This window comes from Enterobacter sp. ku-bf2, from assembly GCF_001742765.1.
Lineage (GTDB): Bacteria > Pseudomonadota > Gammaproteobacteria > Enterobacterales > Enterobacteriaceae > Enterobacter > Enterobacter quasiroggenkampii.
Map to the genome: position 1 here is coordinate 18,275 of NZ_MDVW01000007.1, position 16,442 is coordinate 34,716.

A 16,442-nucleotide genomic window follows, 5' to 3' on the forward strand; every position below is an offset into this window, starting at 1 on the left:
GAAGGGAGGGGACTAGATCAGACGACGCGCCGCTTCTACCACGATTTTCACCGCATGACTTTCGGTCTGCTTCATGGTTTCGGCGTTCGGGATCTCCTGCTGGGTACGGTTGACGATGACGCCCGCCACCATACCGGCACGCAGACCCTGGCTTGCGCACATGGTCAGCAGCGTGGCGGATTCCATTTCGTAGTTCATCACGCCCATCGACTGCCACTCTTCCATGGAGCCTTTGAAGCGGCTTACCACGCGGCCAGAGAAGGTGTCGTAACGCTCCTGGCCCGGGTAGAAGGTATCGGACGAAGCGGTCACGCCCACGTGGGTGGTTGCGCCCACGGATTTCGCGGCTTCAACCAGCGCGGTGGTGCACTCGAAATCTGCCACCGCCGGGAACTCCATCGGTGCAAAGTGGAGGCTTGCGCCATCCAGACGCACAGACGCGGTCGTCACCAGCACGTCGCCGACGTTGATATGCGGCTGAATAGCGCCAGTGGTACCGATACGCAGGAAAGTACGAATGCCCAGCTGTGCCAGCTCTTCAACAGCAATCGAAGTAGACGGGCCACCGATACCGGTAGAACACACAATCACGGCTTTACCATCCAGCTCTGCGCGCCAGGTGGTAAATTCACGATGGGCTGCCAGCTTAACCGGCTTATCCATCAGCGCGGCGATCTTTTCCACACGCTCCGGATCGCCAGGGACGATAGCGAGCGTAGCCCCTTGTAAATCGTTTTTAGTGAGGCCGAGATGAAAAACATCAGACTTAGACATAGGTGACTCCTCTGTGGGTCGGTTAGTCAGAAGAAGTAAAACGGTACTTTACAGAAGCAGTAAGCATAATTTCGTGACGCATCTCACCATGAATGAAAATGATTGCATCGAATTTCCATCAAAAAGTGATTTACATCACATTAACAAGTTATATCGTCAGGTGCTGCACAAAAGATAGACCGTTTAAGGCACTGTGAGTTGTTAACCTGGTGTCTATATTTACCTTTGCGCTAACTGATTGGTACGGAGAATGCCATGACTGAAAAAACCGGTTTTGCACCTGCTGCGGCCCCGCATGCCTCAACCATCGTCTCAACGTCTGAAGATGCCATCACCGCGGGTGAGACCTCTATTCCCACGCAGGGAGAGAACATGCCTGCTTACCACGCACGACCAAAATCGGCAGACGGCCCGCTGCCCATCGTGATCGTGGTTCAGGAAATTTTTGGTGTTCACGAACACATTCGCGACCTCTGCCGCCGGCTGGCGCTGGAAGGCTATCTGGCCGTTGCGCCAGAGCTCTACTTCCGTCAGGGCGATCCGAACGACTACAGCGATATCCCCACCTTGCTCAGCAACCTGGTCAGCAAAGTCCCGGACGCGCAGGTTCTGGCCGACCTCGACCACGTCGCCAGCTGGGCGGCGCGCAACGGGGGCGATCCCCATCGTTTGCTGGTCACCGGTTTCTGCTGGGGCGGACGCATTAGCTGGCTGTATGCCGCGCATAACCCGCAGCTCAAAGCCGCTGTCGCCTGGTACGGCAAACTGGTGGGTGAAAAAACGCTGAATTCACCAAAACATCCGGTTGATATCGCCACCGAGTTAAATGCCCCCGTGTTAGGGCTTTACGGCGGTCAGGACACCGGTATTTCGCTGGATTCGGTAGAAACCATGCGCCATGCGCTCCGCGCGGCAAATGCGAAGGCGGAGATCGTGGTATACCCGGATGCCGGGCATGCGTTTAACGCCGACTATCGTCCGAGCTATCACGCTGAATCGGCTAAAGATGGATGGCAGCGGATGCTTACGTGGTTCCGTCAGTACGGTGGTAAAAAAGGGTAAGCCTTTCCCATCATCATGACGCATAAGGAGTGCGTGTTATGGACAATTCCCTCGCGTTTCCACACGGTTTTTTATGGGGCGGCGCGATTGCCGCCAACCAGGCCGAAGGCGCCTGGAACGTGGACGGCAAAGGGCCGTCCGTTGCCGACGCTGTCGCCTGGAAACCCAACCTCTCCGTGAAAGATTACAGCGGCCACATGGCCCTGACGAACGAGAATATTCGCGACGCGTTTGAAGGTAAAAATGATGCGCTGTATCCGAAACGCCGCGGCATCGATTTTTATCACCACTATAAAGACGACATCGCGCTGTTTGCTGAGATGGGTTTTAAGGTGCTGCGCGTATCTATTGCCTGGTCACGTATTTTCCCGACCGGAGAGGACGCCGAGCCAAACGAGGCCGGGCTGCAGTTTTATGAAGAACTGTTTCGCGAGCTGCGTCGTCATAACATCGAGCCGCTGGTCACACTTTCCCACTACGAAATGCCGCTGGCGCTGAGCGAAAAATATAACGGCTGGGTGCACCGCAATGTGGTCGATGCTTTCGTTCGCTTCAGCAATGTTTGTTTCGACCGCTACAAAGAGCTGGTGCGTTACTGGCTAACCTTCAATGAAATAGACAGTATTCACCGCCATCCCTTTACGACCGCGGGCATTCGCGAAGAGAAAAGCGCGCCGGGCAACGCGAAACAGGATATCTATCAGGGTCTGCACCATCAGTTTGTCGCGTCTGCACTGGTCACGCGCGACTGCCATGCCAAAATTCCGGGCAGCCAGGTCGGGTGCATGCTGACCAAACTGACGACCTATCCGCACAGCTGCCGTCCGGAAGACGTTGAAGCCACGCTCAAGAAAAACCTGGAAAACTATTTTTATGCCGACGTGCAGGTATTTGGCGACTATCCCCCGCTGATCCTGCGCGATCTGGAACGACGAAATATCCATATTGAAATGCACCCTGACGATCGGCGTATTTTAAAGGCGCATACCGTCGATTTCGTCTCCTTCAGCTATTACATGTCGATGACCGAATCCACGCAGCCTGACGCCGAACGCATTCCCGGGAATACCGTTCTCGGTGTGAAAAACCCGTATCTGCCTGCGTCCGAATGGGGATGGCAGATTGATCCGCTTGGGTTGAAAATCTCGCTGCTGGAGCTGTATGACCGTTACCGGAAGCCGCTGTTTATCGTTGAAAACGGTCTGGGCGCGAAGGATGTGGTCGAAAACGGCAAGATCCACGATAGCTATCGAATCGACTACTTCCGCGCACACTTCGCGCAAACGCTGGCCGCGATTAATGAAGGCGTGGAGGTGATGGGGTTCACCACGTGGGGCTGTATCGACATCATCAGCGCGGGCACCTCGCAGATGTCCAAACGCTACGGTTTTATCTATGTCGATCAGGACGATGAAGGCAACGGTACGTTGAAACGGCTGAAAAAAGACTCCTTCTGGTGGTACCAAAAAGTGATTGCCAGCAACGGCGCAGATCTGCGCTAAGCATGCGCATTCCAGGCCGGGCAGACGCCCGGCCATCGCGCGTCACAATTATGCCTGACGCAAATTCTGTGCTGCCTTCACCATGTTCGCCAGCGCGGCGCGGGTTTCCGGCCAGCCGCGGGTTTTCAGGCCGCAGTCCGGGTTCACCCACAGGCGCTCAGCCGGAATGCGCTGGGCCGCTTTTTTCAGCAAGGCTTCAATCCACTCCACGCTCGGCACGTTCGGGGAGTGAATGTCATACACGCCCGGCCCGATTTCGTTCGGGTACTCGAACTCTTCGAACGACTCCAGCAGCTCCATGTCTGAGCGCGACGTCTCAATGGTGATCACGTCAGCGTCCAGCGCGGCAATCGAATCCATGATGTCGTTAAATTCGCAGTAACACATGTGGGTGTGGATCTGCGTGTCGTCCTTCGCCACCGCGGCGTTGATGCGGAATGCCTCCACGCCCCACTTCAGGTAGGCATCCCAGTCGCTGCGGCGCAGCGGCAGACCTTCGCGCAGGGCCGGTTCGTCAATCTGGATGATGCCTATGCCTGCAGCTTCCAGATCTGCCACTTCATCACGCAGCGCCAGCGCGATTTGCTTCGCGATGGTTTCACGGGTGACGTCTTCGCGCGGGAAGGACCAGCAAAGAATGGTCACCGGACCGGTGAGCATACCTTTCACCGGCTTGTCGGTCAGAGACTGCGCGTATTTCGCCCACTCCACGGTGATCGCTTCCGGACGGCTGACGTCGCCGATCACCACCGGCGGCTTCACGCAGCGGGAGCCGTAGCTCTGCACCCAGCCATTCTGGGTAAACACAAAGCCGTCGAGATGCTCACCGAAGTACTCCACCATGTCGTTACGCTCGGCCTCACCGTGCACCAGCACGTCCAGCCCCAGCCGCTCCTGCTCGATAATCGCCTGCTTGATGTGTTCGGCGATACCGGTGCGGTAGTGATTCGCATCCAGGTTGCCCTTTTTGAAGTCCAGACGCAGGCCACGGATTTCGGTGGTTTGTGGGAAGGAACCGATGGTGGTGGTCGGCCACGCAGGCAGGTTGAAGCGGGCACGCTGCGCTTCGGCGCGCACCTCATATGGGCTCTGACGCTGGCTGTCCTGGGCGGTGATGGCCGCCAGGCGTTTTTCCACCGCCGGGTTATGCACACGCGCCGAGTGACGACGTGCCTGAATCGGCGCGCTCCATGCACTGATTGCCGCCGTGTCGCCGCTGTTCAGCGCATCGCGCAGCAGCGCCAGCTCTTCACATTTTTGCAGGGCGAAGGCAAACCAGCTTTTGACCTCAGCATCAAGACGGGTTTCCACGCTCAAATCGATCGGGCTGTGCAGCAGGGAGCAGGACGAGGCCACCCACAGCTCACGTTTGCCGACGATGTCCTTAATCTGCGCGTATTTCTCGGTCAGATCGGCGCGCCAGACGTTACGACCGTTAACCAGACCCGCGGAGAGCAGCCAGTCTGCGGGCAGTCGCTTGTGCAGTTCCGCGACATCGTCTTTGCCGTGAACCAGGTCAACGTGCAGGCCCTGCACCGGCAGCGCGGTAATGGTGTTCAGGTTCGGCGTGACGCCCTCAAAATAGGTGGTCAGCAGCAGCTTCACCTGCCCCGCCAGCGCGTCATACGCCGGTTTGAAGGCATCGAGCCAAACCTTGGGCAGTTCGAGCACCAGCGCCGGCTCGTCGATTTGCACCCACTGAATGCCGCGCTTGCCCAGCTCAATCAGCACCTGTTTATAGACCGGCAGAATATCCTTCAGCAGGCTGAGCCGGTCAAACGGCTCGCCTTTTACTTTGCCCAGCCACAGGTACGTTACCGGCCCAAGCAGCACGGGTTTCACCTGGTGGCCCAGCGCCAGCGCTTCGTCCACTTCATCCAGAAGCTGCGTCCAGGTCAGCCTGAACTGCTGACCTTTTACGAACTCCGGCACCATATAGTGATAGTTAGTGTTAAACCATTTAGTCATTTCCGCCGCTGCCGCTGGCTCACCCGTTGGCGCACGGCCACGGCCGATGCGGAACAGAGTATCGATATCTACCGATCCATCTTTGTTCTGATGACGAGCCGGCACGTTGCCAAGCAGCAAGCTGGTCGTCAGAACATGGTCGTACCAGGCGAAATCGCCCACCGGCAGCAGGTCAATCCCCGCCTGTTTTTGCTGCTCCCAGTGACGGGCGCGCAGCTCGCGTCCCACCGCCAGCAGTTCTTCACGGGTGGCGTTACCCGCCCAGTAGCTTTCTTGCGCTTTTTTCAGCTCGCGACGCAGGCCAACGCGAGGGAAACCGAGTGTGTGATTGCGGATTGTCATGGTGTGCCCCTTGTGAAATTCGTTATTTAGACGTCCAGATGTTTACACATCTATAATTGGCAGGTACTGTATATTCCTCAAGCGCAAAATGTTCATGGCGAAGTGAAGGACTTTCATGATCGAGATAAAACACCTGAAAACGCTACAAGCGTTGCGGAACTGCGGCTCGCTCGCGGCGGCGGCGGCCACGCTGCACCAGACCCAGTCCGCCCTTTCTCACCAGTTCAGCGATCTGGAACAACGCCTCGGCTTCCGTCTTTTTGTGCGCAAGAGCCAGCCGCTGCGCTTTACGCCCCAGGGCGAGATCCTGTTGCAGCTGGCGAATCAGGTCCTGCCGCAGATCGCCAGCGCGCTCCAGGCGTGCAACGAACCGCAGCAGACCACGCTGCGTATCGCCATTGAGTGCCATAGCTGTATTCAGTGGCTGACCCCCGCGCTTGAGAACTTCCGCCAGAAGTGGCCGCAGGTGGAGATGGACTTTAAATCCGGCGTGACGTTCGACCCGCAGCCCTCGCTGCAGCAGGGCGAGCTGGATCTGGTGATGACGTCCGATATTCTGCCGCGCAGCGGCCTGCACTATTCGCCGATGTTTGATTATGAAGTACGCCTGGTACTGGCGCCGGATCATCCGCTGGCGGCCAAAACGCGCATCACGCCGGAAGACCTGGCGACGGAAACGCTGCTGATTTACCCGGTTCAGCGCAGTCGTCTGGATATCTGGCGACACTTCCTGCAGCCCGCGGGCATCAGTCCGCAGCTAAAAAGCGTGGATAACACCCTGCTGTTGATTCAGATGGTGGCGGCCAGAATGGGTATCGCGGCGCTGCCGCACTGGGTGGTAGAGAGCTTTGAACGCCAGGGTCTGGTGGTGACCAAAACCCTGGGTGAAGGACTGTGGAGCCGACTGTACGCCGCCGTGCGCGATGGCGAGCAGCGTCAGCCGATTACGGAGGCGTTTATTCGCTCAGCGCGGAACCACGCGTGCGACCATCTTCCGTTTGTGCGGAGCGCGGAGCGACCCAGCGGCGATGGACCCACAGCGAAGCCAGGATCACCGCTCCCCCAATAAGGAAGCTCGGCCAGTGCGGCTGTTGCTGCCAGATGGCAAGGTTGACCAACAACCCAGCCGGGACATGCACGTTGTTCATGATCCCCAGCGTACCGGCGTCGACCTGCGTCGCGCCGTAATTCCACATGAAGTACCCCAACCCGGAAGCTACGACGCCCAGCCAGATCAGCACGCCCCACTGCACGGGGGTAGTCGGCAGCTTTTGTGGGTTACCGAGCATAAACCACGCCGCCACCGCGACCATCGCGGCCCCCATGTAGAACCAGGCGAACGCGTTATGCTGCGGCATCGGACGGGTTTCCATCAGGCGTTTGTAGCCCACCATGCCAATGGCGAAACTGATATTGGCGAGCTGGACGAACATCAGCCCGGTCCAGAAGTGATCGCTCACTTTGTCGTAGCGAATAATCGCCGCGCCGATCACCGCCAGCGCCGCGCTCAGCAGGTATCCCCAGCGCAGACGGCGTTTACTCAGCAGATCGTAAATCAGCGTGATGTAGAGCGGCGTCAGCACGGTAAAGAGCAGGAATTCCGAGACGGACAGATAGACGTAAGCCCGGAAGCTGAACAGGTACATGATGCCGAGCTGCATCGCCCCCACCAGCATGTACAGCACAATCGTTTTCAGCGACTGTCCGCGCGTGCGCAGAAACGGCAGGAACACCAGCGCCGCCAGCCCTACGCGCATCAGCACCGAGAAGTAGCTGTCGACTGAACCGGCAAGGTATTCGCCAATCAGGCTAAAGGAGAAGGCCCACAGGATAGTGGTGATAATGAGTAGCGCCACAATGCTTGTCTCTCAGAAAGAAGGACAGGCATTGTAGCGAACTCTTTAGTTGACATCTGAGCAATAAACAATCAAATGAAGATTATTCAAGGAACAGCTTGCGCAGGTATTTCGGTACCGCGTTGTCAGCGTTAGAACCAATCACCTCCAGCTCCGGGTGCAGATCTTTCAGACGCTGATGCGCGTTCTGCATGATGCAGCCCTTGCCCGCCATCGACAGCATTTCGGCATCGTTCATGCCGTCACCAAAGGCGATACAGTCTTTCAGCTCGAAGCCCAGACGTTTCGCGACCGCTTCCAGGGCGTGGCCTTTGGAGACACCTCCCGCCATCACTTCCAGACAGGTGAGCGTTGAGAAGCTGACGTTAACGCGATCGCCCCAGCGGGCGTTGATCGCCTGTTCCAGCGGGAGCAGTTCTTCGTGGCTGTCGCAGGTGAAGAACACCTTACTGATCCCCTCTGGCTCAAGAAGGCCCGGCTCGTACAGGGAGTAGTTAAATACCGCTTCTTTGAAGAAACGCATTTCATCCGGACGGTGGCGGTTCATGAACCAGTCGTCGTCACGGTAAACGTTCGTGACGATAGCCGGGTTGTTGTGCACCACGCCGAACAGATCGGCGGCAATATCGCGATCCAGGTTGTGGGTGAAGATCAGGTTGCCGTCGGTATCATGTACGCGCGCACCGTTGGAGGTGATCATGTACGATTTGATCTCAAGATTATCGCGGATCTGCCCCACGTCGACGTGGTGGCGGCCGGTGGCAAACACAAAGTTCACGCCCCGTGCCGTCAGCAGCTTTAGGGTCTCTTTCGCGTAAGGCGACAGGGTGTGGTCAGGGGAAAGCAGCGTGCCATCTAAATCAGATGCAACAACCTGGTACATAGGGATTTCAACCTCTGGTGGAAAACGATAATCAATTATGCCTGTTGAAAAATTCAACAATGGCGTTGAGCGCGACTGAGCGCATAGCGTCCTTTTCAAAAAGGATCTCATGGTACGCGCCGTTGATGACCAGCGGTTTACCCCCTTCACAAGGGTGACCGGCGGCCGCGCGCAGTTCACAATAGCGGTCATGCATGCGGTTATCCACCACACGCTCTTCTTCCGCCTGGATCAGAAGCGTCGGCGTGTCATCATCGCCCACGCCTGCCAGCACCTGCTCACCGGCCAGAATACCTTCCCGCACCCAGTGCCAGGTCGGGCCGCCGACGCGTAAGCGTGGTTCATCGGCATAAAAGCGCAGGTTACGGCGATAACGCTGCCGACTGTGGGTTAAGACGTTGATGGCGAACGGCAGCGCGCGCCAGCGTCCGGTTCCGATGGCATAGCCTTCACGAATGCGCTGATGGCCCTCAGCCCAGTCGAGAAGATGGCGCACCATCCAGTCCGGGAAACGTATGACGATACCGTACATCGGCGCGGTCAGCGCAATGGCATCGCACTGGTGTTCATAACGCTGCAAAAACAGCGTCGATATCGCGCCCCCCATGGAGTGCGCAAGGATGTATCGCTTACGCCAGGGACCGGGCTGAACTTCCTGCTGCCAGAACGCGGCAAAATCGTCGACGTAATCGCTGAAGCGATCGACGTGCCCACGGTGCGTGTCCGGAAGCATGCGCCCGGACAGCCCCTGTCCTCGATGGTCGATGATCAGCACATCGAACCCCATATGGACCAGGTCGTAGGCCAGTTCGGCGTATTTAACGTAGCTTTCAATACGCCCCGGGCAGACCACGATGACCCGATCATTTTTTTCATTACGGAAACGAACGAAGCGCACCGGGATGCCCCCGACGCCCGTAAACGCATCTTCCTCACGCTGGCGCCAGAAATCGGTCAGCGGCCCCATGGAGAAAGCAGCAAATGCGTTTTCTCGTGTTTCCCAGTCCTTTTTCTGCTGAAACATCGGGTTTCTACTCACCTAAGCCAAGGAATATCGTTTTTTCGTAACCGGTCACAAAATGACTCAACAATAGCGTATTGTGGCATAAAAACAGACGTTTCGGGAGTTTCAAATGACCTTCGAGTGGTGGTTCGCTTACCTGCTGACATCCATCATCCTTAGCCTTTCACCGGGCTCGGGCGCCATTAACACCATGACCACCTCCATCAACCACGGCTATCGCGGTGCGGCGGCATCCATTGCCGGTTTGCAGACCGGGCTGGGCATTCATATCGTGCTGGTCGGGATTGGTCTGGGGACCCTGTTCTCCCGCTCCGTGCTGGCCTTTGAAGTGCTGAAATGGGCCGGGGCGGCGTATCTGATTTGGCTCGGCATCCAGCAGTGGCGCGCGGCAGGCTCCATCAACCTCAACACGCTCGCGCAGACGCAAAACCGCGGTCATCTGTTTAAGCGCGCGGTGTTCGTCAACCTGACCAACCCGAAGAGCATTGTGTTCCTCGCCGCGCTGTTCCCGCAGTTTATCGTGCCGCATCAGCCCCAGGTGATGCAGTACGTGGTGCTGGGCGCGACCACCATTATTGTCGATATCATCGTAATGATTGGTTACGCGACGCTGGCGCAGCGGATTGCGGCGTGGATTAAAGGGCCTAAGCAGATGAAGGCCCTGAATAAAGTCTTTGGTTCGCTGTTCATGCTGGTTGGCGCGCTGCTTGCGTCAGCGCGTCATGCTTAGCGAGAAATAATAAGATGAATGCCGAAGCCGGCGAACAGCGCGCCGGCGAAGCCGTCAATCCACTTCGCGATACGCTGGTAGCCACGGCGCATCGCCGGTAAGGCAAACAGGCTGGCCACGATGGTAAACCAGGCAAAGGTTTCCACAACGATCAGCAGGAAGATGCCCCAGCGTGCGCCCGCACCGACGCTATCACCCACAAACAGCGAGAACACGGAGCCGAAATAAATAATCGCTTTCGGGTTCGCCAGGTTGGTCAGCAGCCCTTTTACAAAGCTGCGGCCGCCCGTTGCCAGCTCTACCTTTGGCTCTTTCGGTTTTTTCTCTTCTTTCTTCAGCGCCCCGCGCAGCATCTGGTAGCCCATCCAGCACAGGTACAGCCCGCCGCCGACCATAATGATGTTATGCAGCCAGGCCATCTTCGCCAGGATCAGGTTCAGACCAAGCAGCGCAACGGCCGCCCAGACCATAACGCCCATGGTGATACCGAGCACGCCCATCATCGCCTCTTTGCGGGAGCGGCTGACGGCCGTTTGTGACACGAAGAAAAAGTCAGGTCCCGGGCTCATCAGCGCAACAATGTGCACTAACGCCACGGTGAGAAATAGCATCAACATAATTAACTCGCGGGGAAATAATTCAGTGAGTCATCATCCTGGCACTTTTTCGCCCGGCTGACTACTCCTCATCATCACCGTCGGCGTGAGAACGGATGAGCGCCATAAACTCTTTACCGAAGCGCTCCAGCTTGCGCGTGCCGACGCCGTTGACGCTGAGCATTTCGCTGGCGCTGAGCGGCATCTGCTCGGCCATCTCAATCAGGGTCGCGTCGTTGAACACCACGTAAGGCGGGATATTCTCTTCATCGGCGATGGCTTTACGCAGCTTGCGCAGTTTGGCGAACAGCTTGCGGTCGTAGTTGCCGCCGTACGATTTTTGCATCACCCGCGGCTTGAGGGCGACCACGCGCGGCACGGCGAGCTTCAGTTCAACGTCACCGCGCAGGACCGGACGCGCCGCTTCAGTCAGCTGTAGCGCGGAGTGCTGAGCAATGTTCTGTGTGGCAAAGCCGAGGTGGATCAGCTGACGAATAATGCTGACCCAGTGCTCGTGGCTCTGGTCCTTGCCAATACCGTAGACAGGCAGCTTGTCGTGGCCCATGTCGCGGATACGCTGGTTGTTGGCACCGCGAAGCACCTCCACCACGTAGCCCATCCCGAAGCGCTGGTTCACGCGGTAAATGGTCGAGAGTGCCTTACGTGCGTCCATCAGACCATCGTACTGTTTCGGCGGATCCAGGCAGATATCGCAGTTACCGCACGGCTCCTGTCGCCCTTCGCCAAAGTAGTTGAGCAGCACCAGACGACGGCAGGTTTGCGCTTCGGCAAACGCGCCCATCGCGTTGAGCTTGTGGCGTTCGATATCCTGCAACTGCCCCTGCGGTTTTTCCTCCAGACAGCGGCGCAGCCACGCCATATCGGCCGGATCGTAAAACAGCATCGCTTCCGCAGGCAGGCCGTCACGCCCGGCGCGGCCAGTTTCCTGATAGTAGGATTCGATATTGCGAGGAATGTCGAAGTGCACCACAAAGCGCACGTTCGGCTTGTTGATGCCCATCCCGAACGCCACCGTCGCAACCACGATCTGCAGATCATCGCGCTGGAATTTCTCCTGCACGTCAGCGCGGATGTGGTTCTCTAACCCGGCATGATACGCGGCGGCGCTAAAGCCGCGGTTTTGCAGCCGCGCGGCGGTGTCTTCCACCTTCGCCCGACTGTTGCAGTAGATGATGCCGGACTTGCCGCGCTGCTCCTGGACGTAGCGCAGGAGCTGATCCAGCGGCTTGAATTTTTCCATCAGCATGTAGCGGATGTTGGGGCGGTCGAAGCTGCTGACCTGAATATAGGGGTCGTTCAGCCCCAGCAGACGAACGATGTCCAGACGGGTGGTATCATCTGCCGTGGCGGTAAGCGCCATAAACGGCAGCTCGGGGAAGCGCTGACGCAGCTGGCCGAGGGCGGCGTATTCCGGGCGGAAATCGTGTCCCCACTGGGAAATACAGTGCGCTTCATCCACCGCCAACAGGACCGGATTCCAGTGCGCGAGATGGTCGAGGAAGTTATCCAGCATCAGGCGTTCCGGCGCGATATACAGCAGGCGGATCTGCCCGGTGCGGCACCCGGCCATCACCTCTTGCTGCTGCTCCCGGGTTTGGGTCGAGTTAAGGCAGGCCGCCGCCACGCCGTTGGCGAGCAGCTGGTCAACCTGGTCTTTCATTAGCGAAATGAGCGGGGATACCACGACCGTCAGGCCGTTAAGCACCAGCGCGGGCACCTGATAACAGAGGGATTTACCGCCGCCGGTCGGCATCACCACCAGGCAGTCACGGCCTTCCAGCACCGTTTCAATAATGGTTTCCTGGCCAGGGCGGAACTGCTGGTAGCCAAAGGTTTCATGCAAAACCTGTTTAGCCAGCGACTCCTGATTCAATACTTCCGCCTGCGCCACATTAACCCCATATGCCTGAAATGAAACAGGCGCTATTTTCAGCGCCTGAGAGAGAAACTTCAACGTTTAACGCAAAAACATTCGAGCAACCTAGAGAATATCGTTCAGCATCACGCCCACCCCGACGCGGGTCTGGTTGAAGTTGTAATCGATAAGCGACTCGCCGTAGCCGCTGTAGACTTGCGTATAAAGGCGAACATGCTTGCTTACCGGATAGCTTAAGCCCACTTCCGCACCGCCGTAGCCGGTGTTCCAGTTGTACTGGCCTTTCGCACTCAGCACGGCATCACCTAGCTGGTAGCCGACTTTAAGCTGGTAGTAGCCCATATATTTGGTGATGTCCGGGTTGTCATCCGTGCTGCCGACCACATACCACGGCTTCACTTCCACCATCCAGTTACCGTTCTGCGCCATCAGGCGCGTATAGGCGCGGTTCCAGCTACGGGATGTCGGATCGGAACGGCCGTTAGAATCATGGTTAAAGCCCACTTCGACGTCGCGCAGCGTCCAGCCGGCAAATTCATAATCCGTTGCGAAGCCGAGGAACAGCTGCGGCTCATAGTTGGTTTCGCGGAACGGCGAGGATTCCCCGCTGTTAGAGAGCTGCCACCAGGACTTCTGCGTATAAGAGGCACCAAACACCGAGTTCGGCCCCAGAATGCCGCGCCAGAACGGGAAGGCGAGGCTGAGCTGGAACTTCACCTCATCTTTACGCGCATTATCAGACCAGTTATAGGAGCTTATCGCCTCTTTGTTGAGATCGCTGGTCTGGGTATAAATCACGTAGTTGGTGTCATACGGATAGAGCGTGAACGGATTGTCATGCTCCTGAAGAAGGTTCGCGATAATGCTACCGTGAACGGCAGGCTTATCGTGCACCTCTTTGATTGTCGCTTCCTGCGCATAGGCTGTGAGGGGCAGCGAAACCGCCGCCAGTAACCAGGCCAGATACGTCCGCATCGGTGGTGTTCTCCTGCAAAAGAGTAAAATTGATTGAATAGTTATGTGGCGAACATTCTACAGACTTCTGCGACAACTGCTGCATCCTCGTTTCTGAAAGTGGCATTCCTCGTTGCTGAGGCATAAAATCAACATTTCGTTAACAATAAGGATGTGATGCCTCATGTCAGCCATGCTTACCGCCGAAGAAGTGTTAAAACTCGTGGGCGAGATTTTTGTTTACCATATGCCGTTTAACCGCGCGCTGGGACTGGAGCTGGAGCGTTACGAGAAGGACTTTGCCCAACTGAGCTTCAACAACCAGCCGATGATGGTAGGGAACTGGGCGCAAAGTATTTTGCACGGCGGGGTGATTGCCTCCGCGCTGGACGTGGCGGCAGGACTGGTCTGCGTGGGCAGTACGCTGACGCGCCATGACACCATTAATGAAGACGAACTTCGCCAGCGTCTGGCGCGCATGGGCACCATTGATTTGCGCGTCGACTATCTTCGTCCGGGGCGCGGAAATCGCTTTACCTGTACCAGCAGCCTGCTGCGCGCGGGGAATAAAGTTGCCGTGGCGCGCGTTGAGTTACACAACGAAGAACAGGTTTATATTGCCAGCGCAACCGCCACTTATATGGTGGGTTGAGGCGGCAAAATCGGGTAAAATTGATTCACTTTTTTGTAACGGATTTTCCCGATGGATGCTAAACAGACGCGGCAGGGCGTTTTACTCGCCCTTGCCGCTTATTTTATTTGGGGTATCGCCCCGGCGTACTTCAAGCTTATCGCCTACGTTCCGGCTGACGAGATCCTCACTCACCGCGTCATCTGGTCGTTCTTCTTTATGATTGCGCTGATGAGCCTCAGCCGTCAGTGGTCGGGCGTCAAAACGCTGCTGCAGACCCCGAAGAAGATCTTCCTGCTGGCACTCTCTGCCGTGCTGATTGGTGGTAACTGGCTGCTGTTTATCTGGGCAGTGAATAACCATCACATGCTCGAGGCGAGCCTGGGGTACTTTATTAACCCGCTGGTGAATATTGTGCTGGGGATGATTTTCCTCGGCGAACGCTTCCGTCGTATGCAGTGGTTAGCGGTGATTCTGGCCTTCTGCGGCGTGCTGGTGCAGCTGTGGACATTCGGCTCGCTGCCGATTATCGCCCTCGGCCTGGCGTTCAGCTTTGCCTTCTACGGCCTGGTACGCAAGAAGATTGCGGTGGAAGCGCAGACGGGGATGCTGTTTGAAACCCTCTGGCTGCTGCCGGTGGCGGCGATTTACCTCTTCGGCATCGCCGACAGCCCAACCAGCCACATGGGCAGCAACCCGTGGTCGCTGAACCTGATGCTGATGGCGGCGGGCGTGGTAACTACCATTCCACTGCTGTGCTTCACCGGTGCAGCGACGCGCCTGCGTCTCTCCACGCTGGGCTTCTTCCAGTACATTGGCCCGACGCTGATGTTCCTGCTGGCAGTGGTGTTCTACGGCGAAGTGCCGGGGGCAGATAAGATGGTGACGTTCGCCTTTATCTGGGTGGCGCTGGCGATTTTCGTTGCGGATGCGATTTATACCCAACGCAGAGTGCGTAAAGGGCTGTAGTGCCTTTTTGCCGGATGGCGGCTGCGCCTTATCCGGCCTACAGGATCTGTAGGCCCGGTAAGCGTAGCGCCACCGGGCGGATTCTCAAAGCCAGTTACGACGCTTAAAGTACAGATACGGCGCCAGGCCCGCGAGGATCATAAAGATAATCGCCCCCGGGTAACCAAAGCTCCACTTCAGCTCCGGCATAAACTCGAAGTTCATCCCGTAGCTGGAGGCCACCAGCGTCGGCGGCAGGAACACCACGGACACCACCGAGAAGATCTTGATGATGCGGTTCTGCTCGATGTTGATAAAGCCCATCGCCGCCTGCATCAGGAAGTTGACCTTCTGGAACAGAGATTCGTTGTGCGGCAGCAGGGACTCGATATCTCGTAAGATCTCACGCGCCTGCTCCAGCTGACCGCCCGGCAGACGCGCCTTGCGCACCAGGAAGTTCAGCGCGCGCTGGGTATCCATCAGACACAAACGCACCTTCCAGCCGATATCTTCCAGCTCTGCCAGCGTGGACAACGCTTCGTCATATTCGTCGCCCTGATGGCCTTCCATGATCACCCGGCTCAGCTTTTCCAGATCGCTGTAGATGTTTTCAATTTCATCCGCCAGCTGTTCAATTTTGGTCTCGAACAGATCGAGCAGCAGTTCGTACGCGTTGCCGTCTACCATCGCCTGGCTGCGGGCGCGCATGCGGTAGAGACGGAATGCCGGCAGCTCACGTTCGCGCAGGGTAAACAGACGACCGTCGCGAATGGTAAACGCCACGGTGGAGTTACCCGCGTGGTCTTCGGCATCTTCAAAGAAGAAGAAGGAGTGAATGTGCAGACCGTCTTCGTCTTCAAAAAAACGCGCGGATGCTTCGATGTCTTCCAGTTCCGGGCGCGTTGCCAGGCTTTGCCCTAGCTCAGATTGTACGCGAAGGCGCTCATCGTCGTCCGGCTCGACCAGATCCACCCATACGGCATCAATGAGGGGCTGTGACTCTTCGGCTTCAAGCCGAGTCAGTCGGTTATTTTCGAGTTGAAATGCGCTCAACATGACCGGGACTCCCAATGCAAAAAATATCGGACAGTTCGGTGGGCACACAGAAACAAATTGGGTTTCAGACCATTAAACAGCCTGACTCAGCGCGACGGGAATAGAGCAGTCGCTGACAACCACTAAGGCCATCAGCAAGAGGAGATAGCCTTAGGAGTTGTTCCTGGATGACAGGGAATTGAGCCAGTATCTACTGGGTGTGTCCAAGGCGAATGTCCT

16 protein-coding genes are annotated in these 16,442 nt (G+C 57.2%); 6 read left to right on the forward strand and 10 right to left on the reverse strand.

The features are described 5' to 3' along the window. Positions 1-12: 12 nt before the first annotated feature. On the reverse strand, positions 13-774 hold the full coding sequence (gene udp, locus BFG58_RS11650) for a uridine phosphorylase (protein WP_003860792.1): 762 nt from the start codon (positions 772-774) through the stop codon (positions 13-15). Positions 775-1,029: 255 nt separating this feature from the next. On the opposite strand from udp, the gene BFG58_RS11655 reads away from it, so the two are divergent. After that, entirely contained in the window at positions 1,030-1,836 is an 807-nt protein-coding gene (locus tag BFG58_RS11655; protein ID WP_048226889.1) for a dienelactone hydrolase family protein, read from the forward strand. Positions 1,837-1,874: 38 nt separating this feature from the next. Continuing rightward, a complete protein-coding gene (locus tag BFG58_RS11660) occupies positions 1,875-3,338 on the forward strand; it encodes a glycoside hydrolase family 1 protein (RefSeq protein WP_069719855.1) in 1,464 nt (487 codons plus the stop codon). A gap of 48 nt (positions 3,339-3,386) precedes the next feature. Here the strand turns inward: BFG58_RS11660 and metE are convergent, their stop codons facing one another. After that, positions 3,387-5,648 (reverse strand): 5-methyltetrahydropteroyltriglutamate--homocysteine S-methyltransferase, encoded by a 2,262-nt coding sequence (gene metE / locus BFG58_RS11665; RefSeq protein ID WP_069719856.1) that lies wholly within the window; start codon positions 5,646-5,648, stop codon positions 3,387-3,389. Between the two features lie 115 nt (positions 5,649-5,763). Between metE and metR the strand changes: the two genes are divergently transcribed. Continuing rightward, positions 5,764-6,717, forward strand: coding sequence for an HTH-type transcriptional regulator MetR (metR, locus tag BFG58_RS11670; RefSeq protein ID WP_024907993.1), 954 nt, complete (start codon positions 5,764-5,766; stop codon positions 6,715-6,717). Here the strand turns inward: metR and BFG58_RS11675 are convergent. The 3 genes from BFG58_RS11675 to pldB form a co-directional block, all read right to left on the reverse strand. Beyond that, a complete protein-coding gene (locus BFG58_RS11675; RefSeq protein ID WP_045909224.1) occupies positions 6,605-7,504 on the reverse strand; it encodes a carboxylate/amino acid/amine transporter in 900 nt (299 codons plus the stop codon). The two genes, metR and BFG58_RS11675, sit on opposite strands and share 113 nt — an antisense overlap. Before the next feature lie 82 nt (positions 7,505-7,586). Next, on the reverse strand, positions 7,587-8,387 hold the full coding sequence (yigL, locus tag BFG58_RS11680) for a sugar/pyridoxal phosphate phosphatase YigL (protein ID WP_021242854.1): 801 nt from the start codon (positions 8,385-8,387) through the stop codon (positions 7,587-7,589). 31 nt (positions 8,388-8,418) lie between these two features. After that, on the reverse strand, positions 8,419-9,411 hold the full coding sequence (pldB, locus tag BFG58_RS11685; RefSeq protein WP_045417641.1) for a lysophospholipase L2: 993 nt from the start codon (positions 9,409-9,411) through the stop codon (positions 8,419-8,421). 109 nt (positions 9,412-9,520) lie between these two features. On the opposite strand from pldB, the gene rhtB reads away from it, so the two are divergent. Further along, positions 9,521-10,141 carry a homoserine/homoserine lactone efflux protein gene (gene rhtB, locus BFG58_RS11690; protein WP_008501533.1) on the forward strand — a complete coding sequence of 207 codons (621 nt, stop codon included), beginning with the start codon at positions 9,521-9,523 and terminating at the stop codon, positions 10,139-10,141. Here rhtB and rhtC read toward each other — a convergent pair. The 3 genes from rhtC to pldA form a co-directional block, all read right to left on the reverse strand. Next, entirely contained in the window at positions 10,138-10,758 is a 621-nt protein-coding gene (gene rhtC, locus BFG58_RS11695; protein WP_069719857.1) for a threonine export protein RhtC, read from the reverse strand. The two genes, rhtB and rhtC, sit on opposite strands and share 4 nt — an antisense overlap. A gap of 61 nt (positions 10,759-10,819) precedes the next feature. After that, the gene (gene recQ / locus BFG58_RS11700; protein ID WP_032644788.1) at positions 10,820-12,649 is read right to left on the reverse strand and encodes an ATP-dependent DNA helicase RecQ; all 1,830 of its coding nucleotides are present in this window, start codon (positions 12,647-12,649) and stop codon (positions 10,820-10,822) included. A gap of 90 nt (positions 12,650-12,739) precedes the next feature. After that, positions 12,740-13,609, reverse strand: a complete 870-nt coding sequence (gene pldA / locus BFG58_RS11705) for a phospholipase A (RefSeq protein ID WP_023615553.1) — start codon at positions 13,607-13,609, stop codon at positions 12,740-12,742. Between the two features lie 163 nt (positions 13,610-13,772). Here pldA and yigI point away from each other — a divergent pair, with 163 nt between their 5' ends. Both yigI and rarD read left to right on the forward strand, forming a co-directional pair. Next, complete coding sequence (gene yigI / locus BFG58_RS11710) at positions 13,773-14,240, forward strand: acyl-CoA thioesterase YigI (RefSeq protein WP_008501538.1); 468 nt, start codon at positions 13,773-13,775, stop codon at positions 14,238-14,240. Positions 14,241-14,291: 51 nt separating this feature from the next. After that, a complete protein-coding gene (gene rarD / locus BFG58_RS11715; RefSeq protein WP_045909225.1) occupies positions 14,292-15,188 on the forward strand; it encodes an EamA family transporter RarD in 897 nt (298 codons plus the stop codon). An 84-nt stretch (positions 15,189-15,272) separates the two neighbouring features. Here rarD and corA read toward each other — a convergent pair whose 3' ends face one another. Continuing rightward, positions 15,273-16,223 (reverse strand): magnesium/cobalt transporter CorA, encoded by a 951-nt coding sequence (gene corA, locus BFG58_RS11720; protein WP_008501540.1) that lies wholly within the window; start codon positions 16,221-16,223, stop codon positions 15,273-15,275. A gap of 150 nt (positions 16,224-16,373) precedes the next feature. Beyond that, positions 16,374-16,430 carry a YsgD/CorL family protein gene (gene ysgD / locus BFG58_RS24175; protein ID WP_212743980.1) on the reverse strand — a complete coding sequence of 19 codons (57 nt, stop codon included), beginning with the start codon at positions 16,428-16,430 and terminating at the stop codon, positions 16,374-16,376. Between the last annotated feature and the right edge of the window lie 12 nt (positions 16,431-16,442).